Below are 21,762 nucleotides of genomic sequence, written 5' to 3' on the forward strand. Positions count from 1 at the left end.
CGTTATCAACGATAGTAGTGCGAAACACCTTATTTGTGTCAGGTCTCAGCTAGCTTACCTTCTCCTGCGGCCGATTACCTTGAGAGATTAATATCGCTAGATGAGTTATTCGCCCGTCGCACATGTATTTGGCCAAGATCATGGGGCGACAGCACGCAAGTTGCTGCGCTCAACGCCAAATAGGTTTGCAAACATCTGCATATCCGCGACAAACAGATGGCGTTGCACCGAATATTTCTAATAACTACCGATAGAAACGCCAGCATTGAATGGGTCCCGTTTTGGATTTGCATATCGCAATATCAGTTGAACTTCAAAATTCCGAGCATGCTGGTACTGCTTCTAGGTGGAGTGAATATTTGTACTCTCACATATTCGAGTGGGCGGGGTTGCTAATGCTGTCGCGCATAACAATCTCCACAGTCGAGTTATACTATGGAATAAGGGCGGCTGTACTAGCGATGTCGCATTGATCGAGAATAACAAAATTAACGCTGTAAGAAGCGAAGGAGGTTCGATTTTCTGTAATGCTAAAAGGGAGCCTTAAACATCATGTTCGCCTGGTTGTAGTGTTTTCAGTATATTATTAAGCTTGTTTTTTGCATCTTCCAATTTTTTCTGCTTTACTGTTAGTACCTCGGCCATACGTTGAAGGACCTTCTCCCGGTTGGTTAGTTCTGCCTGCTTTCTATTTTGCTCTGCTTGTCGATGAGCTAAATTTTTAACATTTTGCAGAAATAGCTCGTTTTTCTTTTCATATAGGCGCTCTAGCTCTTGCAATTGTAATTCTTTAGATTCCAAAGTTTCTTGGTGAAGTTTGCTTTGTTTTCTTTGTGTCGTCATCTCTACTGCCAAATCTGACAGTTTATCAAGTTCCTGAAGTACGGTTTCCCCGTCGTCCACTGGAGCTTTGCTGTCAAGAGTGTCTGTTGCTGGAAGCCAGGATATCTCGTTTGAGAGAGTTGACGCAGCTGAAAAATTCATTGGTTGATCATCAGCCACTTGATAAGTGGGCTCCTGAATCAACTCATCTTGAACCGTAGTGGATTGAAGGGGGGAGGCTACAGCAGAAGAAGCCATATCTGTGTAAGTGGATGCGGCAGGGACGGTTTCGGCAGGTTCTGACAGGGGCACAGCTGTTTTCTCCTCAATCTCTCGAGCCGGCTGTTCTGTGGGCGCTTCCGATTGTTCAACACTCGAATAACTTACAGGTGTGATTTCTGTCTGAAATGCAGGCCCGTAAGGGGTTAAAGGTTGAAAACTAAATAGCTTAGTAATTTGGGCTTCCGTGATGTCCAGAGTATTGTGCATATTCAACACGGTCGGCGAAATAATCAATTCACTTGAGTCTAATAGGTGAAAACTGGTATTAGTGGTACTCGTCTCGCCTGTAAATGCCTCTTGCAGAATAAGGCCGAACACTTCCGAAGCTCTTTCCCAATGTTCGTTGGTTGTAAGAGGGCGGAGTAAGCTGTGGCCATCGTCATCGGGATGCAGTGACGTCAGATAGACCCGGGTAGAGTTGTCGTCGATCTTTTCGTTCAGACTGTAAACGAGAAAGTTTTGCTCGATGTCGTGGACCGCGAAGCTACATAAATGCACAGCCGTCAGCGTGCTTTCGTTGTCGTGTTGGATTGAAAAAGTTGATACCAGCATGTGCTCTCCATCGGGTTGAGGAATCATAGGGTACAGGATATGACGACTGGACCCCGCAGCGATCTAAGATGTTGCGCATTTGCTGATGGGATAAATCTGAATATCAATCAGATTTATCTGATTGAGTCTGTTCTTCTCAGCAGCCGCACGACGCAAGCTTTATCGTCGGCCTAACTTATAAATTATGCGGCCTTCGTCGCTCGCATGTGGGTCGGCATGCATCTGTGCGCTTTTTTATGCGCGGCGTACGACTTATCAAATACAGTTTTTGAAAAGGGGAAGCCATGATCGAAATACTCAATCTTACCAAGCGCTTCTCTCGGCATATTGCGGTAGATAATCTCTCTCTTCACGTCGGATCCGGGGAGGTTTTGGGCGTTCTGGGAGTCAATGGCGCAGGCAAGACCACGACAATGAGAATGCTGACAGGGTTTCTGGCACCCACCTCAGGTACGATTCGTATTTTGGGGCTCGATGTTCGGAGGCAGACTCTCCAAGTGCAGCAGCAAATAGGCTACCTGCCGGAAGGGGCGCCCTGTTACGTGGAGATGCGAGTAGGAGGATTTCTTGAGTTTATTGCCGGTGCCCGAGGATACCGTGGCGCCGAAAGGCGTGAGCGAGTGGAGCGTGCGATAGACATGCTGGAGTTGGGGGGGGTTGTTGGATTGCCCATTACGCAATTGTCGAAAGGATTTGTCCGTCGTGTTGGGCTGGCGCAGGCGATCTTGCACGACCCAAAGATATTGATCTTGGACGAGCCTACAGATGGGTTGGATCCGAATCAAAAACACAAGGTGCGCGAGCTGATCCGGAGGTATGGGCAGGACAAAACAGTCGTTATCTCTACGCATTTGCTTGAAGAGGTTTCGGCAATCTGCAGTCGTGCCGTGATATTAGGTGCAGGTAAGGTCTTGGCGGATAGTTCGCCTGAAGAATTGCGAAGGCGTTGTCGTTATTACCAAGCCGTCACGCTATTGATTGATGGACCTATAGACCTGATGGCCCTAGCAATGCTGCCGGGAGTTGCCGGAGTGGAGGAAAGGAAGACTGGGCATTGTTTTACAATACTGGCCCGACCAGGTGCAGTGATTTTTCCGGCGGTAAGCGCGTTGGTAGCAAGTCGTGGTTGGCAGGTCAAAGCATTGGAGCTGGAGAGAGGGCGTCTGGATGAAGTTTTTAGGAAGATAACCAAGGCAGGTAAGCCATGACGCCGATATTCGTTATTTTTAAGCGCGAGTTGTGCGGCTATTTCGTCTCTCCTTTGGCCTATATATTTATTGAGGTGTTTCTGGTTCTGTCCGGCGTTCTTACATTTTATGTCGGAGGTTTTTTTGAGCGCAATCAAGCTGACTTGGTCTCTTTTTTTGGTATCCATCCGTGGTTGTATTTATTTCTGGCTCCTGCGCTCACTATGCGCCTTTGGGCTGAAGAGCGACAGTCCGGAAACATCGAATTACTGCTCACGTTATCGGTAGCAACGCGAAATGTGGTGTTGGGGAAGTTTTTTGCCGCGTGGGTGGTGGCGGGAGTTAGTTTGCTTTTAACATTTCCGTTAGTGATTTCTGTAAATTATTTAGGTAACCCCGATAATGGAATTATCTTTGCGGGGTACATAGGTAGTTGGTTGCTCGTGGGGGCTTACCTTTCGATCGGTTCTTGTATGTCTGCGCTTGCTAAGAGTCAGGTAATCGCGTTGATTCTAACACTTGTCGTATGTTTTTTATTTGTCGTCAGTGGATTTCCCCTTGTACTGGACGCACTTAATCCATGGGCCCCGCAATGGACTATTGATTTATTAGCTTCGATTAGCATTCTGGCTCGTTTTGAGGCAATCAGCAGGGGGGTAATTGATGTGCGCGATGCGCTATATTTTTTCAGTGCAATTGCGGCTTGGTTGACCGCTACCACCGTGGTCGTCAATCTGAAGAAAGCGGAATAAAGGAAGGATATGAGGCGAATTATATATTCTGGCACGGGGCTTCTATTGATAGCTCTGTTTTTTTTGGCGTTCAATATGCTGGGTGGGCAGTGGCTGACTAACATTCGCTTGGACTTGACGGAGGATAAACTCTATTCCATCGGTTCGGATACCCAAAAAATAATTATGGGCTTAGAGAAGCCTATAGAGTTATACTTTTTTTACTCCAATTCCAGCTCAAGGGAGTTGAGCGCTATACGAAGTTATGCATTGCGTGTAGAAGAGCTGCTCAAAGTGTACGAGCGAGAGGCTAAAGGATCAATTCGTCTGCATGTCATAGATCCTGTACCGTATTCCGATGACGAGGATCGCGCAAATGGTTTAGGTCTTGAGCCTATGCTGTGGGGAGAGGGCGCTGCGCCCGTCTATTTGGGGCTGGCCGGCATCGACTCGCAGAATACCACCCACGTTATTCCGTTTTTTTTTCCAGATCAAGAGAATAGACTTGAATATGAAATCAGCCGCCTTGTCCAGGTTCTAAATCAGCCTAAGCGTCCCGTAGTTGGGCTGGTTACAAGTTTGCCGTTAAATGGCGCTTACGATGTGCGTACGAAACGCATGGCCGAACGCTGGATGCTGGCCGAAGAAATAGGTCAAGCATACGATTTGCGAGAGGTAGCGGCGGATGTCAAGGAAATACCCAAAGATGTGAGTGTCTTGATGCTGGTTCATCCAAAGCAATTGTCAAAGGCAACGCTCTACGCCATTGATCAGTTTGTTCTGAGGGGGGGCAAGTTGCTGGCTTTTATCGACCCATTGAGCGAGCTGGATCCCGGAGCCGAACACTTTGGTATTTTGAGTAAAGACAAATCTTCTGATCTGGCACCACTGCTTGAAGCATGGGGGGTTCGGATGCAGACCGGAAAGATATTGGCTGACGGCGCCTACACCATGCTTGGTGGCACCGCAGAGGAAGTAGTAGCAACGCCACTCCCATTCACACTCAAGTTTTCAAGGAATGCATTCAATCAGAACGATCCGAGTACGGCCGGGCTGGAAGTTATAAGTATGAGTACCGCCGGCATAATAGAGTCAATACCAGGTGCTTCGACGCACTTTACTCCGCTCATACACAGCTCTGATTATGCGTTACCGATGGAGGTGAGCTATTTCGATAAATCAGATGATCATGATCGGCTGATGAAGATGCTAAAGCTCTTTACGCAACGATATATCGTGGCTGCCAGAATCCAAGGGCCGGTGGCATCTGCTTTTGCTGATGGTATTGAAGATCATGAGGGGGGGGTTAAGCAGGCGAAGCAAATAAATGTCATTGTAGTAGCCGATACGGATCTACTGAGTGACTCGATGTGGCTGCACCAGCCGGACATCAGCGTAGGGCTGAAACCATGGTCGGACAACGCTGCGTTCGTGATGGGGGCACTGGATAGTTTAAGCGGATCGGACACGCTCAATGGCTTACGTGCTCGCGGGCGGCACGACCGCAGCTTTGTGCGTGTGGAGCAAATGCAGCGCAAGGCGCAAATGAGCGTTTTGGATAAGCAGTCTGCACTTCAGCAGCAGCTTGATGAAACCGAGCGCAAGATGCAGGATATACACACCTCAGCGGCCGAAAGCTCGGATGAATCTGAGGCGCGGCAACAGGCCATGATTCGAGAGTTTATGAGGAATAAAATCCATATCCGTAAACAGTTACGCGAGTTGCAATATGAGCTCAATAGCGATATTGGCGCTTTAGGACGACAACTGAAAGTGATCAATATTGCTTTTATTCCATTCTTGCTAACGCTCTGCATGTTAATGATTTGCGGGATACGGCGTATCCGGATGCGGAGGCGGCCGTCTTAATCGCGGATTTTGGTGCTTCAGATAATATCTATGTTTCTCCGCCCTATGGCGATATCAATAGTTGCACTCTTTTTTTCTGCGCCCGTTTTTGACTAGGTTTTGCATGAAAAGTGGGTACGGTAAAATTGCCGCCATGATTGGCTAGAGATCCGCATGCAGTGCGTTACGAACTTTCCGATGCATCCTAGAATCGATCAAGGATCTGGTTTCTTCCGAGTAGAAAATGGGTCAACCACACAGCGATGATCGTCTAGAACTTTATGGATCCTTTGGATCCTGTGCTCGGGCGCTGCATGGCGTGGCCTGCCTGAACGATTTGGGCCTTGGTAGACGGTGTATCAGCATTTTTGTGCTGGCGCGATGGCGGTACGTCCGGCCAGATACTGGAACGTTCGCATATCAAGTGGAGTCAGGACGACTGATCGATCTGGGGCACCTGGATTATCGATTCATAGCGGAACGTGCAACCCGATCCTCTTCAGGTGTCGGAAAGAAAGGCTGAAGAACCAATAGACCCTGCCTTGGGGCGCAGTCGAAGCGGCCTGACAAGTTTCACGTGACCTGCGACGCCAATGGCGTGACATTACGCTTCATGCCCCGCCGGGGGCGCGCCGGCGATATCGCTCACGTCCGGCCGCTACTGGAGCAAGTAGGAATTACCGGTAAGCTAGGGCGATTACGCAAGCAGAGCTGCTGGTACTGGCTGACAAAGGCCATGACGCAGAACACCTACCTTACTACAGCGACCGTTACCGGATGCAACCAGATCCACTTGCGCGCCATGCCGCGCAAAATCAGACCAGGCTGCCTCGATTATCTGATAGTCCAAAATATCGGCAACGGAATATCATTGAACGGGTAATTTTGCTGACCAAAAAAGAACCGCAGAGTCGCACTTGCTGCGACAAGCTGGCGAAAAGTTTTGCAGCCATGGTATCGCTGGCCTGCTACCTATATTGTATGCGGCGCTGCTTTTCATACAAACCTAGCTATCTATGCAAAGTAACGACCAAACACTATGGCGGTGGTCAGCATGGCTTTGGAGGGAGCAGGTGCCAAGGCTATTTTTCTAGAAAACCCAGGTAGATTCAAATTAAGTGGACACCCTCGCCTTTGGCGTTGAGGTCAGAAAGGTGAGTTGCCGCACGGCTACGAAAGTCCAACACCATTTGTAGTAGAAGCGTCAGGGCAATTCAGGACGCGACCCCGGCGCGGAGTCGCCACTGGGCTTCGCCCCTCAATTGCTCAAGTCACACAACGAATGTCAAAGTTGCTTGAGTGCCACCTTGGTGTGGGTCAAACCGGCGGTAGCAGCTGCTGCGGGTCGACCGGAACGCCGTTGACACGGATTTCGAAATACAGCTGAGCACGGTTGGTGTCCTGCGCACCGGCTTCGGCGATCTTCTGTCCTTTGATCACCATCTGGTCCTCCTTGACAACCAATCGACTATTGTAGGTATAGGTACTGGTGTAAGAAGGGCTGTGCTGAAGGATTAGCACGTTACCGTAGCCACGCATGTAACCGGCGAACATCACTTTGCCCCCCAGCGAGGCATAGATTGGTTGCCCTTGGACGGCAGCAATGCGGATTCCCTGGGTTAGTTTGCTGCCGGGGGAGAAGCGCCCGATCAATACGCCATGGATTGGCCAACTCCAACCCTGCAGAGTTTCTTTCGTGGGGGGGGGCTGAAGTGACACTGTTCCAAACTTGCTAATTGAAGCCACTTTTCTTTTTCTGGCGCCTCTGGGCTGTGTCCGAGCTCCCTCAAGTCGTAGGAGTTGATCGACTTTTAGCGTATAGGGAGAGGCAAGCCGGTTGCTTCGAGCCAAGTTCTTCCATTTCAGACCGTTATGTGCAGCGATCGACCATAAAGTATCGCCTCGTTTGACCTTATATTCTCCGAGCGCATCCCTGTTTGTCGAGGTGCTGTGAAAGACCGGGAAGGGAGAACTGCAGGATGAAAGCGTCAGCAGCAATGCGAAGAGTATAAGTCTTAAAAACAAGCAGCACCCTCTATGTCTTGATATGTATATACATTCTGTACGCCAGCAATGTTAGCAGCATTTTTATACGCCACCTTTCCCATGCGTTGGATGCACTGTTTTCGCTATCCGTGCTGGGATAATTGTCGGTTAAGCAGTCTTAAAACCTTATAGAGCTCTGCGAGTGAAATCTGCATCTGGGAATGAAACCGTAGGATCATTGTTTAGATTTTTTTTGCGTCTGTCTAGCCGCAGTTTCTTCTTTGTGGTTCTTTATATCAAGTCTAGCGCCGACAGCGAGGACGATGACAGCAAAGATGATCATGAAGAATATCTGATATCCGAAAGGCATGATTAACTCTCCGTAAAAAAGCTCATTGAACCTACAAACGAAACTCCTGCCAAATTAGGGATGTCACAGCATGTTTCGGCCGCGAGCTGACCAAGTTAAAAATGGCCGCGGCAGCCGCTGCGTGTCTATAGACGTGGACTGCAGACACGCAGCGCGTTGTGAGCGTACCACCCGTAATAGTCGCGCTGTTGGATGGGTCAGAATAATCGCGATGAATATTAGATAAGTCCCATATGATGGCGGGCCGGCAAGGTGATAAAAAGGGTGTTTCTTGTAAGCCCCCACAGCGCAATTTCTTAATCCAAAGAATTCACTTGCATTCACGGATGTTTATTGACCATCTGTTTCGAGCTATGGGGATGACCCACGTACGGCGCTGTTCAACCAGTTTTATCTAGCCTAGATTCTACTGGTTTTCCGCAATTTCAAGTGAGCGAAACTTTGCCGTAAACGTAGGGCGGTCAAGAACACAAAGTCGAGACGGCGTTGCTTTCAAAAGGCACTAGGAATACCTCGCAGAGGCGACTACTTTACGGTTCAATAGGAGGTACTATGAGTAATTGGGGTGAGCAGGTTCTGCTCAAACAATCGACCATTTTGATGTTTGTTGTCGCGATCGTTGCGGTCGCCACGGGTGTTGCTTCTGGTTCTCAATCAATTCTGTTCGATGGATTTTTCTCGCTGATCGCGACCCTTATCAAGGTGCTGATGCTGATCACCGCAAAACTGATCGCCAGGGGAAGCAATCTGCGCTTTCAGTTTGGCTTCTGGCACCTTGAGCCGATGGTGCTCTTAATCGAAGGCAGCTTTCTTTTGTTGATTTCAGTTTACGCTTTTCTCAGCGGTATATTTGGCATCATCAATGGTGGCCGCGTAATCGAACTGAACCTGGTAATTCCTTTTGCTGCGGTGCTTAGCGTAGTTAGTATCAGCTATTTCTTATACATCCGTCATCGCAATCGTACGTTGAAGTCCTCGCTTATCCAGTTCGATAATGTCAGTTGGTTGGTGGACGCGATGCTTTCAGTGGGTTTGCTGGTGAGTTTTCTCGCCGCATTGCTGTTGAAGCAACAGGGTTACGCCGAGTGGGCGGTCTATGTCGACCCAATGATTCTGATTCTGTTGGCTCTGTGCATGCTTATGCCTGCATTTAAAATACTTAAGCCAGCATTGCGAGACGTGCTTGGGGTTGCTCCCGATCAATTGGATGAAAAGGTCCGTAAGGTGATGGATGAGACTCAAATAGAGCATGGATTCATTGAATATGTGTCGTATGTACAAAAGCATGGTCGGGCGCGGTTTATCGAAATCCATATTGTGCTGCCGACTGAGCATCAATTGCGCGGTGTAGGGCAGCTTGATCGCATCCGCGAAGAAATATCGGCGAAGCTCGGTAAGGTTGATCCGGCACGCTGGTTAACGATCAGCTTTACGGGCGATCGCAAGTGGATTGCCTGAGGCGACTGGCCTGTACCAAAAGGGGTGGGATTTATACGCTTCGCCGACTCCAGCCCCTGCAGCAAAAAGATTAGTGAATCATCTTCGGCGCTACTCATCGTTGCCATACGTCACATTTCACCGCGGCGCCGTTGCAGGTCTTGGAAAGCGGGCACCGAGTCGAGTCTCTTTTAGGAGGTGGTATGGTCAGATGCAGCTTCCCGGATGCCTCGAAGGATCAATCCACGGTAGTCAGTCATTGAGGGCTTGAACCCTAGTAAGTACTAGGCGACGTTCCCGAAGTCTTTGGTTAAGCAGTCCAGGCACGCGCTTGCATCACCTGAACAGCCGTACAGTTAAACTTCCCCCAAAAAAACTAAATCGCACATTCACTATTGATATTCGCCGACGCTTGATAGCGCTAGTGAAGGCGTATTGTCTCGTACTGAATCCTGATTGGTCTGATTAAGTCAAATGTCTGGCAGTTTGTAAGATTAATGACGTAATGAGCTAAAAAATATAAAAAATAAGCGAATGCATTGATTGCGATTGAGGTGTCAATCTTTGGAGAAGGAGTTTCTTCTCGCGGGGGCTAAATAGTTGTAATTAAAAAACAACAGCAGTAGCTCGGCCTGCGTAGGACTTATCTGATAGGGGGGGGCGAATTGTCCGCGGCTGGGTAAGAACTTGGCACTATTTTCCAAGGCTAAAGGGCGATAATATTTTCGTGCTCTCCAGGGGCGTGTGTTGAGAACTACTCTACTGTAAAAGGAAGGTTAAGCATGTCTAATAGTTTGAAAACTTTACTGGCAATAGCTGTTTCGGGTTTTATCGCTAACTCCGCAATGGCCGCTGATGGCGTTATTAATTTTACCGGTGAAATTGTTGCGGTAACGTGTGATGCTACTGGTGGTTCAACGGGTGGCAATGCAAGCGCTCAAAATATTGATGTAGATTTGGGTAAAGTTGCCATGGACTCCCTTCAAAATTCTGAAGGAGGCATCGTATCGGGTACTGCAATCAATGTGAAATTGGATTGCGGTGGTACTGCTGAAGGCTTGAACTTCGTAAAAATGAAATTCGACCCGCTCTCGGGCTCGGGTGTAGATCTTGTTAATGGGAGCTTGCTGAAGACCGTCGGTACTGCAACAGGTGTGGGGATCGGTGTTTACAATTCTGAAAACGAGTTGCTGAACCTTTCCGCGAACGAATCCATTACTGCTCCTTTGGTAGGGGAAGAAGTAGGCGAGGACGAGACAAACTATACTGCTGATATCGTTCTTCGAGCATCTTATGTGGCCTCTGGCGGTCCGGTCGCACCCGGTACCGCAAACGGGACTCTGCCATTTACTTTGACTTACGAGTAAGTCTAGATAGTACTGGGAGAGAGTGGTTACTCGCTCTCTCCCTGTGAGTTTAATATGAAAATTATATCTTTTAGACGATGTTTTCTGGTGACTACCTTACTGCTGTTTTCAGGGTGGTGCAGTGCGGGGATCTCATTGGGCGGCACGCGGTTAGTATTTGAGGCCCCTAATAAAGAGGCTTCAATCATGGTCAAGAATGGGGGCGGACAGGATGTCATGATCCAGTCGTGGTTGGAGGCCGGGACGCCGCAGGAAAAAGGAGATATTCCCTTTGTAATTACGCCGTCGCTTAGTCGTCTGGGGGGGGGAAGCAGCAAGTGCTCCGTATTCTTTATTATGGAGAAGGGTTGCCTACAGACCGGGAATCCGTGTTTTGGTTGAATGTCCAAGAAATTCCACAAAAAGCCAAAGTGGATAACACCTTGCAAATCGCGGTGCGCCAGAGAATCAAAATGTTCTACCGTCCGTCTGGGTTGAAACAGGGGGCTGAAGATGTACAGAAAAATCTGAAATGGCGCGTACTAGGCCAAGGGGCTCAGGCGCGATTGGAAGTAGTAAATGATTCGGCCTATTACGTGTCATTTGGAAAGATTACGCTACGTAGTGGTTCTAACACTTATGAAGTAGTTCCTGAGATGCTGGCGCCATACAAGACGTCGGTGTTTAAAATTAATGCGTTAGACGGAAAATTTTCCGCCGCAGCCACTCAGGTGGAATTTAAAACTATCAACGATTACGGTGGGGTTATTAGTCAGAAGTCCGGGCTTTCTAAGTAACTTCATAGATCGTAGAGCTAATTATTTTTTTGACCTGGCGCTCTGTAAAATGCCTGGGATGGCGAGGTATTGACGGTGAAATATAATTCTCGGATCCCGTGTTTGGTTGGGATTGGGTTTCTATGCCCTGTTGTCGCTAGCGCTGTAGAGTTTAACGAGCACTTTTTAACCAAGGGCGGTGCGCCAGTTGAGCTTCATTTTTTCGAACAGGGCAATGGGGTTTTGCCTGGCTCCTATGGCGTAGATATCTATCTTAACCAAGTGCTGATTAAACGTCAGGACGTTGATTTTCGCGGTGCCGCTGACGGAGAAGTCAGGCCAGATATTTCGTTGGGAACACTTCGCGCGTTAGGGGTCGATATTGTACGTCTGGAAAAGGAAGGGCTTATACCTGCGAGCAGCGATGACGCACGGCTTATCAATATTGCTGCTTTGCTGGAAGGGGCTTCGGTCGATTTTGATGTGACGAACCTCGCTTTACACATCAGTGTTCCTCACGCCTATATTTTGCGTCGGTCCCGAGGTTATGTTGACCCTACATTGTGGGATCAGGGCATAACGGCTTTGTATACAAATTATCAAATCAACGTCAATCGTAATGAAAATTCGGGAGCGCGCTCGGACTATCGGTACATCGGGTTACGGAATGGGTTTAACCTGAAGGGCTGGCGTTTTCGCAATGAGTCTTCATTGTCCGGAGGGAGCGGCAGGCCTAATACATTTAGTAGTAATCGTAGCTACCTTGAGCGTGATCTTGCATCGCTAAAAGGCAAGCTCGCCATGGGCGACCTTTATTCTCAAGGTGATATCTTCGACAGCGTCCGTTTTCGCGGTGCTCAAGTGACGTCGGACTTAGGCATGCTAACTGATGGTGAGCGAGGTTATGCTCCGGTCGTGCGTGGTATTGCTGAGTCCAATGCTACCGTAGAAGTGAGGCAGAACGGCTACGTTATCTACTCGACTACTGTTTCGCCAGGTGCTTTTGAAATATCCGATATTTACCCAGGCGGCTCTAATGGTGATCTTAAAGTAAAAATTATCGAGGCTGACGGGCGTGAGCGCGAATTTTCTCAAGCATATTCTTATTTGCCGGTTATGGCGCGACGAGGCAGTATGCGTTATAGCTTGGCCGCCGGTAAGTACAACGTTCCAGGGCGGCCCTCACCAAAATTTACCCAAAGTACCTTGGTGTACGGCTTAACCAATAACTTCACGGGTTATGGTGGCCTGCTGGTTGCTCAGAAATATAAAGCGTTGAACGTGGGTGTCGGGATCAACTCTAGTTTGGGGGGCGTTTCCGTCGATATTACCAGCAGCGCTTCTGAGGATGACCACGGTAAGAAAAATAAAGGGCAGAGCGCACGGTTTCTATACTCAAAAACGGTCAACAGCACCAACACTACGTTCACTATGGTCGGCTATCGCTATTCTACAGACGGCTACCGTACGCTGAATCAGCATGTCGATGAGATGGACCTCACGATGGGGCGACGTAACGGGCGACAAAAAAGCCATTTTGATATGAATGTCAGTCAGGCTATTTCTAAGCATGGTTCGTTGTTTTTGAGCTTGGGTGAAACAAGCTATTGGAACGTGGTTGGGCGTACTCGACGTTGGCAGGCTGGCTATAGCGGTAGCTTATCGAGAGGAAGTTATAGCTTGGCAGTGTCTAAGACTAAAAATTCTGATCATGTAAATAGTTCTGATACGCAACTTACTGCATCTTTTAGTTTTCCTCTTGGTGAGCGCTCAAGCACGCATTATGTGAATTCTAGCGCTGTATCATCGCAGCACGGGGATTCGGTTTTACAAACTGGCGTGTCTGGCTATTTAGACGATAAAAACACTGTTAATTACTCCGCACAATCGGGATATAGTAAACAGAGTGGAAGTTCTGGAGGCATTGGGGTGGGTTGGGATGCGCCAGTTGCTACGCTGGGTGCCCGCTATAATCAGAGTTCGGACAGTAAGCATGTTGATCTCAGCGCTTCCGGTTCTATAGTGGCTCATGAGGGTGGTATTACCTTCGGTCAGCCTGTCGGCGAAACATTTGCTTTGGTTGAAGTTCCTAACGTTGCCGGTGTGGGAGTTGATAGCTATAACTCGGTCCGTACTGACAATAGTGGTTATGCCGTGGTCCCTTATGTACAGCCTTATCGTTACAATTGGCTGAATTTGGACACAAATACAATTGACAGCAATATGGAAGTTGCCGAGAGCAGTAAAATTGTTGTGCCCACGCGAGGAGCAGTCGTCAAAAGTCGTTTCGCTGCTGAGTCGGGTCGCCGACTTCAGTTTAATTTAACCCTTGATACAGGTGGGAAAATTCCTTTTGGCGCGCAGGCATATGATAAAAAAGGTAAGGCTCTCGGTGCTGTTGATAGCCTATCCCGTTTGCTTGTTTTTGGTGTCGATGATTCCGGAACTCTGAGTGTTCGTTGGGGGCGAGATAGCTGTAGATTCGATTATGCGCTGCCAGTTGCTAATAAAAATCTTGCTTACGAAAAATTTAATTATACTTGTGTATATTCTGGATCTTCGGAGGAAGTGTGAGGAGTCTAAAGTTTATTGCTCTTATCTTTATGTTTGTTCTCTGGTTGAAATTATCTACCTCGTTATAATTTTACACCTCGGAGACAGGCTTATTCGAAAATCACATGTAGATTTATGCGTTTAAAGACTATCTTTTTAAGGCGAATATTTGTTGGTTTTTAAGATTTCGGAAAGGGCAGAAAGGCAGAGACGTTTCTGAGTACGCTACCTTTGTTAAGGTGACTGCGCACTACAATCGTTGATTTTAAGGTCACTAGCCTAGGTAAGGGGGGGCGCTCTAGCGCGTCGGCCTTGGCACATTGGTGCTGATTTATAACGGGGGTCTTTAGGATTACGAAAGGGCTGAGTCAGGCTGACGAGCTAAAAAAATATAAGCGTTGAGTATTTACCCTAACTAATTCTGATACGCTCGCTGACGCAGGGGACGCGGATGCCATCCGCCGCGAGGTAAGGTGAATTTACCCCGTTGATTATCCTCACGCTCGTGCGTTTTTCGGAGAGGTCTCTATGGGACGTATTGTTATTGTGGATGATCACCCGCTTATCCGCTTGGCGGTTAAGGTGGCTTTGGAAGAAGAGGGGCATACCGTTCTTGCAGAAGTCGATAATGGCTCAGACGCTTTGGAGATAGCCCGCAGGCTCCTTCCCGACTTGATCATTCTTGATCTCAGCATCCCTAGCAAGGACGGTTTTGCGGTGATTGCTCACCTGAAGTCGATTGGCCTTGCCGTCAAAATACTCGTTCTTACCTCAGGAGAGCCGCGCAATTTTGCGATGCGTTGTTTGCAGGCCGGAGCTGCTGGGTTCGTCAGCAAGGGGGACAACCTTGACAAGCTGGCGGGCGCGGTCAAGGCGGTATTATCGGGGTATTCCTATTTTCCAGAAGATACCATTTTCATGTTGAGGGAAAACGCTCAAGGTGCTCATGATGAAGGTGCCCTTATCAGAGACCTTTCTGATCGTGAAATAACTGTCTTGAGGCTGCTCGCCCAAGGATTTGGTAATCAGGAAATCGCCGAGACACTGATCATCAGTCACAAGACTGTGAGCACCTATAAGGTCAGATTACAACGAAAACTTAACGCTCCAAATCTTGTGGCGCTAGTTGAGTTAGCCAAGCGCAATGGCATTTCCTGAAAATAGCCGTTTGGTGGCGTTAAGCCTAATGCTCGGTTATAAAATATTGAAGCGAAAATTCAATTAATCTTGCCCGAAGGATACCGTTTGGCTGCGTCTGCAACGTATCCTAGGCATTAAGCTATTCAGTTTCAAAAAATTGGCGATTCTATTGGTTAGCTAGAGATATGATTCAGAATTCATAAGCTTATGTCTGTAGGCGCGCCTGAGTCGGAACAGCTTGATATGACGGCCCGCATAACTTTTTGCTCAAGCCCTTTCTATTGGGTGAACTGAGACGGCGTCCCTAATTTTTAGTATTATCTACATATTCGTGTGGTGCTGTTCCTTTCCTGGTCTCCGATTTTGTCCTATACTGAAGCATTTCCTGACATTAATGAAAAATTGCACAAATTTTAACTGGACGAACTATGAAAATAATGCGTTCTAAGCTTCGGAATTTGTCAAGGTCTATGTTGCGCTTCAACTCGCTGTTGTTATATTCATTTCTTCTTACGCTGTTCTTTTTTGGTACCAGCTATTGGGCTATTTATACGGTCGTAGAGGAGCAACGCGTCAAGGTTAATTACCATTATTTTAGAATGGTTGGTGCAATACATGAGCATGAGCTTTTTTTACTACAAGTTGCTCGGCTGACGTCTGCTGCTTTTAAATTTGATAAGCCATTAGTGCTGTCAAGCGTCAACCATTATATCTCAAATTATCATGATTTTTATGACGTCGAGGGCGGTGAGCGCGAACTTGCATTTTCCATGATGTTGCCTAAGGCTATTCTTGATGGACAGGCGATAAGGCATAAATTAGAGTTGGCCATGAAAGTTTCGAAGTTTCGCAAGGGCTTCTGGGATGATTCCCCCTATTCGGCGCCGCAGTTATTCGTTCTAGATAGTCGCAGTGTTGCTGGCTTCTCCATTCCTCCCATTGACCGCCGAGCAGGGCGAGGCGAAACTGCTCGTAACGGCCTTCGACAGGTCATTGAGAAAGTCGCTCGTAATGTGCGTAGTTTGCCTTCGGACTCCGGCTCCCGTCGAGTACATTGGCGGCCAGCTTCTGAATTTCTGGGGGCGGGCGCGCGGGAAACTCTGGCTTATGTTTCCGGTGTTATTCCCGATAAGGCTTGGGGCATCAACAGCACATCGTCAAAATTCAATATTGCCGCTCTATTTGAACTGGATAGCCTTTATAAATATGGTCAGCCTGAAAATGCGATATTCGATTCGTTAGATCTTATTTCACCTGAGGGAGTGGTAGTCATAGGGGCAGATATGTCTAAGTCTGACTATGGAAACGGGATTTTTTTAACCCAGACTGGTTTGTTGATCAAGCGCAGCTCTGGGTTTGAAAAAAGCTGGCAAGCTTTTTACCACATTGGCTATCAACGGCTATTTCATGACGCGAAATGGTCGTTGCTCAATGTTCTGCTTTTACTTATCTCCTGTCTTGGTCTTGGGTATTTGTTATTGCGATGGCAGCGTCGGAATATCGTAGATCCAGCAGATCGATATTATGGCTCTTTAATTAGTAGGAATGAGTTTAGCCACGGTGTTATCCAGGCGACGCCGGTTGCATTGTGCGTCATAAAAGAGCGTGGGCGACAAGTGGTTTTGCAAAATTCATTAGCATCAGAGTGGGTCGGCGACCTGAAGTTTGTGGCGCATTTGATGCTCGACTGGCACATGTTTGAAGGCGGTGAGCCGGTGTCCGGTGAAGCATGCGTTATGATAAACGCGCTTTGCTTGCATGCCCGATTCGCCCCGACGACTTACCACGGTAGCCCCGCTTCTTTGTGTGCGTTTATTGATATTACAGCTTATAAAAACTCAGAGTCGGAGCTTGTTAGGGCGCGTAATTTAGCTAATCTTGCTAGCGCGGAAAAAAGTCGTTTTTTAGCATGTATGAGCCATGAGATCAGAACGCCGCTGTATGGCGTAGTTGGAACGCTGGAATTGTTGGGGTTGACCCCGATTAGCCAGCAACAGGCAGGATACCTACAGATAATTAAAGGGTCTTCTAACGTTCTATTGCAATTGATCAGTGATATCCTTGATTTATCAAAGATCGAAGCTGGAGAAGTAGCCTTGAATCTGCAGTCTTTTTCACCTTTGGAGTTGGCGGAGGAGGCGATACGCAGTTATTCGGCTACTGCTGAGGGGAAGGGTTTGTTATTGTACAGCTGTGTCGATACCGACTTACCGGGCAAAGTCCTGGGAGATGGTATGCGAGTGCGTCAGATTGTTAATAATCTGCTTAGCAACGCCATCAAATTTACCTCTACAGGCAAAATCGTGCTTCATTTAAGAGTGCTTGGTCGTGAGGATGGGCGGGTGCGCCTTCAATGGGAGGTCGTCGATACCGGAGTTGGTATCTCCAAAGAGCACCAAATTAATTTATTCGAGCCTTTCTTTCAGGCTGATAATCAACAGTCTGGCACAAATGGAGCCGGCCTGGGCTTGACCATTTGTTGGCAACTCAGCCAACTGATGGGGGGAGAACTAAAGGTCTCGAGTGTGCCCCTACTGGGAAGTAATTTTAGTTTTGAAGTCCAGCTTCTTGAGCTTGAGAGCAGTGTACTGCTTCCTCGCGCTATTCCGGTGGGGACTGTGAAAGTTCATGTTCGCTCTCCGGAGGCGGATCTTACTGGCGAGATTTGTCACTGGTTGGAAATGTCGATGGGAGGCGTCATCGAGTGGAGCGAGCAAGCATCGGTAACGTCCAACGATAAAGATTTATTATTGGAGCTGTATGGCGATTCAATTCCCCCCATTGAATGGTCCGGCCCTCGTGTCCTGGCTGCCGCGCATGCGAGCATCCACCCTTTACGCGACGTACACGGATGGCATGTCAATATCCATAGCCGTTTGGAGATTACACGTGCCGTCATGTTATCAATGGGCTGGCTAGTTGAATCGGCTGTTCTGCAAGACGATAAGCTTGCCGAAGTCCCGCTCGGTTTAAGGGTCTTGTTGGCTGAGGATCATCCGGTTAATCAAGCTTTGCTCTCCGAACAATTGGAGCGGTTAGGATGTTCGGTAATTACGGTCAGCAATGGAGAAAGTGCGTTTCACATGCTAGAGGTGGGTGAGTTCGACGTGTTGCTGACGGACGTTAATATGCCCGTGATGGACGGCTATGAACTTACCAAATTGGTAAGATCATCCGATAGTTCAATACCGATTGTGGCAGTAACGGCCAATGTATTACAAGGCGAAGGTGATCGTTGTATCAGTGCTGGTATGAATGCATGGCTGACCAAGCCTGTTAGCTTGGCTGCATTACGCAGCTGTTTAAAAGCTGTGACGGAAGGCAAGGTTGTCAGGCTGGGTGAAGCGACTTCTCGGAGCGGAATCCCTCTAGCCGAAGACGACGCGTCGGGTTTACCAATGCAGATGCGTAAGCTTTTCGTCGACTCCATGAAAAAAGACTTAGATGCTGTTTATGCTGCTAAGGCCAGTGATGACGTGAGTGAACTGATTTTCTTGCTTCATCGTATTCGTGGGGCGTTAGCGGTCGTCAAAATACCCTACTTGATAAAAGCGAGTTTGGAAATTGAGCTCATTCTTAAAAAGGGTAAAAGTCTTCCATTGATGTCTAATAAGCTAGAGCGGTTTTTAGAGATGGTAAATACTGTCGTGGAAAGGATCGAAAGCGAGAGTAAGAAATAAGACGCTCTTTGTAGCCCGCCGGCTTATGTCGCAGCGAAGCGGAACACATGGCGGGGCTAATATGCCCCGTCTAAGCAGCCCACAGTTTAAATGGACTGGCCATGCGCAGCTGTGAAGCGGCGTTTATCCAGCACGCGTTATCGGTAAGCTCTGGCCAACTCACCTGCCAAGCTCCAGCATTAAGGGTGGTGGTGTTCGAGTATTTTTAAGCTGACGCGCTAGCCTTTGTCACAAAAATTCTCATTCGCGAACGAAGCTTATACCCCAAACCGTTCAAAGCTCAGGTCGTCCAGGAATGCTTACTACCTGGAGCGACGATTTCCATCATAGTTATCCACCTCGATATCAACGCCAACATTATCTCAAAGTGGCGTAAGCGCTCGATGATCCCCACATTTAACGTATCAGCCTGATCCGCGATGCTTTGCTCCCGATTTCTTCCGGAGCCAGCACCTCATGATGCGCGGATGCCCGCTTGATCTGTACGAGACCTGCTCTAGGTACGATTACTAATAAATCGCCCCGATAATGAATAACTCGAGATTCCTCAGATCACGCACTTGCTATCGAAGATTTTGAAATTGGGAAAAAGAGGGGGTTGAAGACGGATTCAGGTTTATCAATCCGGCTGATTGACGAGTAACTTTCGAGGGAAGCACCGTTTCAATGCGCCCAGTGAGTGCCTTATAGTTGCGTGCTTGAACCAGCAACTGATAGGCATCGGTGGCTTGTCCATATGATCCATATGCCGAGGCTACGCCGGGTGTATGTCGAAAATTCATCAGGAGAGCAGCATGTTGGTCAAGCGTTAGTAAAAGCTCTTATGAGACATGCGGCTCTTCGCTTTCGGGCCGTGCACATCAACTGATATATCCCAAGGCGACGCGTTTTATCTGCACTGTGGTTTCATACAAACATATATTCCTCATGCTACTCCTGTCATGCAGACAGGCGAGAGCTGCTGCACGTAGCCAAAGGTGTATTTGCCAGCCGCTTACCGTTGTTGATTGCTTCGGCTCGCCTATATCAATAGATATATCTCGCGATCCGCAGCGCAGGCCTGTGAAGTTCCGTCAAGTTTCCCATCAGAGTCAACAAGCCCAATGCATGCTTAGGAAGCGGTTGATTTTTAATTTCAAACTGCGCTACTCCGTTTGGGTTGGTAATGCTCTCACAGCTTTCTGCACAATGATTCCTTAGATGTGGGTGATCATCTGCAAGGCGCTGCACGCAAACCATCCCCACCTACCCATAAATCAGGTACTGGATGGCATTTTTAGCCAAAAGCTGCACGAAATACCTTGATGTAGGAATTGTCCGAGGGGGTGGGGCGTTTAGTCCTGTTGGTTTCTTTTTTTCTAACTGTAAATTGTAAGTCCTATTCTTGAAGGTGGTGGTCTTGGGTGTGTGTCTTGTTAATTTTGTAATAGGCTGCTTGCTTTCCTGTGTTTTTTTTGTGGAATCAGCACTTGCTCGGTGTTCTGATGATAACAAGACATTTGACGCGGCATTTCCAAGCGCGATTGTGATTTCACCCAATATTCCCATAGGAGGAGTGTTGGCGCGGTCGTTATGGATGGGTATTGGCTCGTATTCCATAGTCTGTAGCGTCGGAGATAAAGTCTTATATGAAGAACGATCGGGTATGGAGATGTCCCAGATTCCGGGGGTATATAAGACCAACGTTGAAGGGGTTGGTTTGAAGTTTGTATTGAAACCTCATACCAATAGAGCAGTGCCTTTTGCACTACATTACGAACGGCCACTTGGTGTGGACATTGGGGTAGAAATTTCTTTAATTCGCACAGGTGCGTTTGTCGGGAAAAACAGGCTAGAGGCTAATTTTGACATTTCGGTCGGTCACGGTACGGCCTCAAGAGCTGCGACATATAGGGGGAGGATATCAACACAATTGGAGGAAAATAATTATACAATGTGTTTAGTCGGAGATATAAATTTAGACGTGCAACTGGGAAGATTTTTTGTTGGACAAGTAAGATCCGGTAGCGCTGCACCAAAGTCATTTTCTTTTGATGTTTCTTGTACTGGTGTACCTGTCGGAAAGCCGCTTCCGGTAAAAGTATATTTTGTCGGCGACTCTCCATCTGCCGGTACTTTATATCTTTCAGGTAGGGGAAGTTCTGGGGTGGCTAAAGGCGTTGTAATTGGATTGGAAAATGATAAAGGAGTTGCTCTACCTTTTGATAGGGCTAATGCGGTACCAATCGAATGGCAGAGCTCTCAACCGTCAGGAGAGGTCTACCGTTTCGATGGTTTGGCGAAATATATGCCAGGAGGGGGAAGCATACAGCCCGGTATGGCGAATGCGGTAATGATAATTGTCTTGGAATACAGCTAGTTCCTTTGTTTGCGTAGGAGCGAGGCTCTGGCTTTTCTGTAATATTATGCTCTAAGGTGGCGCTCCACAATTGAGGATTTGATGTTGATTTTGTTTAGGGCGGAATTGGAGAACGTCATTGCCAATTATGAAGTGAAGGCTTTATTTTAACTAAAGTTTAACTTGAACATCAGTAAGGTAGCTGGCTTGAAGCACTGGCCCGCAAAGGGGGCATTCTCAGTATGATTTTATATCCGGTAGACTTCCTGTCGTTGTTATCTGGAAGGGCGTAAGTCTTTCATCGATATTTAATGATCTGGCGTTTTTTAGAACCTGTAAATAACGTTGTAGAAAGAGTCGAAAGCGTGTGTAAAAAATAAAAGGCTATTTGCAGCTCACCTTCTTGTGTCGTAGCGAAGTGTATCACATGCTAAGAGGGGCTTATTGTGCGCCGTCTGCGCGCCTAACAGTTAAAGCGGACTTGACCATGTGCATGTTGTTCAGCGGTTTCATCCAGTATGCATTTTCCTTCGCTCTGACTCGCTAATATCAGTGCGCTATGTCCCGCCACATGTCTGTGATTGTGGTCTGTGAAGTGTTGTCGAGTTTCTCGGCCAGACTCAATAAGGTCAACATATGGTTAGGTATCATCTTGTTACGACGCTCATGGCAGAGCTACTCTGCTCGGGTTGGTAATACTCAAAGGTACCATCG

Annotated in this window: 13 protein-coding genes and 2 pseudogenes; 13 read left to right on the forward strand and 2 right to left on the reverse strand. The window is 47.8% G+C overall.

Features of this window, described 5'->3' with window-relative positions; genetic code table 11:
• Positions 1–543 precede the first annotated feature (543 nt).
• Positions 544–1,656, reverse strand: a complete 1,113-nt coding sequence (locus tag C4J86_RS04030; RefSeq protein WP_124369551.1) for a hypothetical protein — start codon at positions 1,654–1,656, stop codon at positions 544–546.
• A gap of 284 nt (positions 1,657–1,940) precedes the next feature.
• Between C4J86_RS04030 and C4J86_RS04035 the strand changes: the two genes are divergently transcribed.
• The 4 genes and pseudogenes from C4J86_RS04035 to C4J86_RS04050 form a co-directional block, all read left to right on the forward strand.
• The gene (locus C4J86_RS04035; RefSeq protein ID WP_124369552.1) at positions 1,941–2,864 is read left to right on the forward strand and encodes an ABC transporter ATP-binding protein; all 924 of its coding nucleotides are present in this window, start codon (positions 1,941–1,943) and stop codon (positions 2,862–2,864) included.
• On the forward strand, positions 2,861–3,595 hold the full coding sequence (locus C4J86_RS04040) for an ABC transporter permease subunit (RefSeq protein WP_124369553.1): 735 nt from the start codon (positions 2,861–2,863) through the stop codon (positions 3,593–3,595). The genes C4J86_RS04035 and C4J86_RS04040 overlap by 4 nt, the downstream gene beginning before the upstream one ends.
• Before the next feature lie 9 nt (positions 3,596–3,604).
• Complete coding sequence (locus C4J86_RS04045) at positions 3,605–5,443, forward strand: Gldg family protein (RefSeq protein WP_124369554.1); 1,839 nt, start codon at positions 3,605–3,607, stop codon at positions 5,441–5,443.
• Between the two features lie 137 nt (positions 5,444–5,580).
• Positions 5,581–6,427, forward strand: a pseudogene (locus tag C4J86_RS04050) (IS5 family transposase); the annotation flags it as partial.
• A 312-nt stretch (positions 6,428–6,739) separates the two neighbouring features.
• On the opposite strand, the gene C4J86_RS04055 reads toward C4J86_RS04050, so the two are convergent.
• A complete protein-coding gene (locus tag C4J86_RS04055) occupies positions 6,740–7,447 on the reverse strand; it encodes a peptidoglycan DD-metalloendopeptidase family protein (RefSeq protein ID WP_164485551.1) in 708 nt (235 codons plus the stop codon).
• Positions 7,448–8,330: 883 nt separating this feature from the next.
• On the opposite strand from C4J86_RS04055, the gene C4J86_RS04060 reads away from it, so the two are divergent.
• The 9 genes and pseudogenes from C4J86_RS04060 (at position 8,331) to C4J86_RS04100 (ending at position 21,069) form a co-directional block, all read left to right on the forward strand.
• Positions 8,331–9,236 carry a cation diffusion facilitator family transporter gene (locus tag C4J86_RS04060; RefSeq protein WP_124369555.1) on the forward strand — a complete coding sequence of 302 codons (906 nt, stop codon included), beginning with the start codon at positions 8,331–8,333 and terminating at the stop codon, positions 9,234–9,236.
• 761 nt (positions 9,237–9,997) lie between these two features.
• Positions 9,998–10,582: a fimbrial protein gene (locus C4J86_RS04065; protein ID WP_124369556.1), complete on the forward strand. Its 585-nt coding sequence runs from the start codon at positions 9,998–10,000 to the stop codon at positions 10,580–10,582.
• A gap of 186 nt (positions 10,583–10,768) precedes the next feature.
• Positions 10,769–11,001 (forward strand): annotated as a pseudogene (locus C4J86_RS27215) (fimbria/pilus periplasmic chaperone); the annotation flags it as partial.
• A 33-nt stretch (positions 11,002–11,034) separates the two neighbouring features.
• Positions 11,035–11,358, forward strand: a complete 324-nt coding sequence (locus C4J86_RS27220; RefSeq protein WP_305955297.1) for a hypothetical protein — start codon at positions 11,035–11,037, stop codon at positions 11,356–11,358.
• Between the two features lie 75 nt (positions 11,359–11,433).
• The gene (locus C4J86_RS04075) at positions 11,434–13,911 is read left to right on the forward strand and encodes a fimbria/pilus outer membrane usher protein (RefSeq protein ID WP_256657641.1); all 2,478 of its coding nucleotides are present in this window, start codon (positions 11,434–11,436) and stop codon (positions 13,909–13,911) included.
• A 507-nt stretch (positions 13,912–14,418) separates the two neighbouring features.
• On the forward strand, positions 14,419–15,048 hold the full coding sequence (locus tag C4J86_RS04080) for a response regulator transcription factor (RefSeq protein ID WP_124369558.1): 630 nt from the start codon (positions 14,419–14,421) through the stop codon (positions 15,046–15,048).
• Positions 15,049–15,500: 452 nt separating this feature from the next.
• Positions 15,501–18,710, forward strand: coding sequence for a hybrid sensor histidine kinase/response regulator (locus C4J86_RS04085; protein WP_164487762.1), 3,210 nt, complete (start codon positions 15,501–15,503; stop codon positions 18,708–18,710).
• A gap of 242 nt (positions 18,711–18,952) precedes the next feature.
• Positions 18,953–19,123, forward strand: a complete 171-nt coding sequence (locus tag C4J86_RS27320; protein WP_372239265.1) for a transposase — start codon at positions 18,953–18,955, stop codon at positions 19,121–19,123.
• A gap of 977 nt (positions 19,124–20,100) precedes the next feature.
• On the forward strand, positions 20,101–21,069 hold the full coding sequence (locus tag C4J86_RS04100) for a fimbrial protein (RefSeq protein WP_256681735.1): 969 nt from the start codon (positions 20,101–20,103) through the stop codon (positions 21,067–21,069).
• Positions 21,070–21,762 lie beyond the last annotated feature (693 nt).

Origin of the sequence: Pseudomonas sp. R2-7-07 (assembly GCF_003852355.1) — a bacterium.
In the GTDB taxonomy this organism is placed as follows: Bacteria; Pseudomonadota; Gammaproteobacteria; order Pseudomonadales; family Pseudomonadaceae; genus Aquipseudomonas.

Bases quoted from the DNA above. Each gene is read 5' to 3' on its own strand.
- C4J86_RS04030 (WP_124369551.1), bottom strand. From the start codon at position 1,656: ATGCTGGTATCAACTTTTTCAATCCAACACGACAACGAAAGCACGCTG.
- C4J86_RS04035 (WP_124369552.1), top strand. From the start codon at position 1,941: ATGATCGAAATACTCAATCTTACCAAGCGCTTCTCTCGGCATATTGCG.
- C4J86_RS04040 (WP_124369553.1), top strand. From the start codon at position 2,861: ATGACGCCGATATTCGTTATTTTTAAGCGCGAGTTGTGCGGCTATTTC.
- C4J86_RS04045 (WP_124369554.1), top strand. From the start codon at position 3,605: ATGAGGCGAATTATATATTCTGGCACGGGGCTTCTATTGATAGCTCTG.
- C4J86_RS04060 (WP_124369555.1), top strand. From the start codon at position 8,331: ATGAGTAATTGGGGTGAGCAGGTTCTGCTCAAACAATCGACCATTTTG.
- C4J86_RS04065 (WP_124369556.1), top strand. From the start codon at position 9,998: ATGTCTAATAGTTTGAAAACTTTACTGGCAATAGCTGTTTCGGGTTTT.
- C4J86_RS27220 (WP_305955297.1), top strand. From the start codon at position 11,035: ATGTTCTACCGTCCGTCTGGGTTGAAACAGGGGGCTGAAGATGTACAG.
- C4J86_RS04080 (WP_124369558.1), top strand. From the start codon at position 14,419: ATGGGACGTATTGTTATTGTGGATGATCACCCGCTTATCCGCTTGGCG.
- C4J86_RS04085 (WP_164487762.1), top strand. From the start codon at position 15,501: ATGTTGCGCTTCAACTCGCTGTTGTTATATTCATTTCTTCTTACGCTG.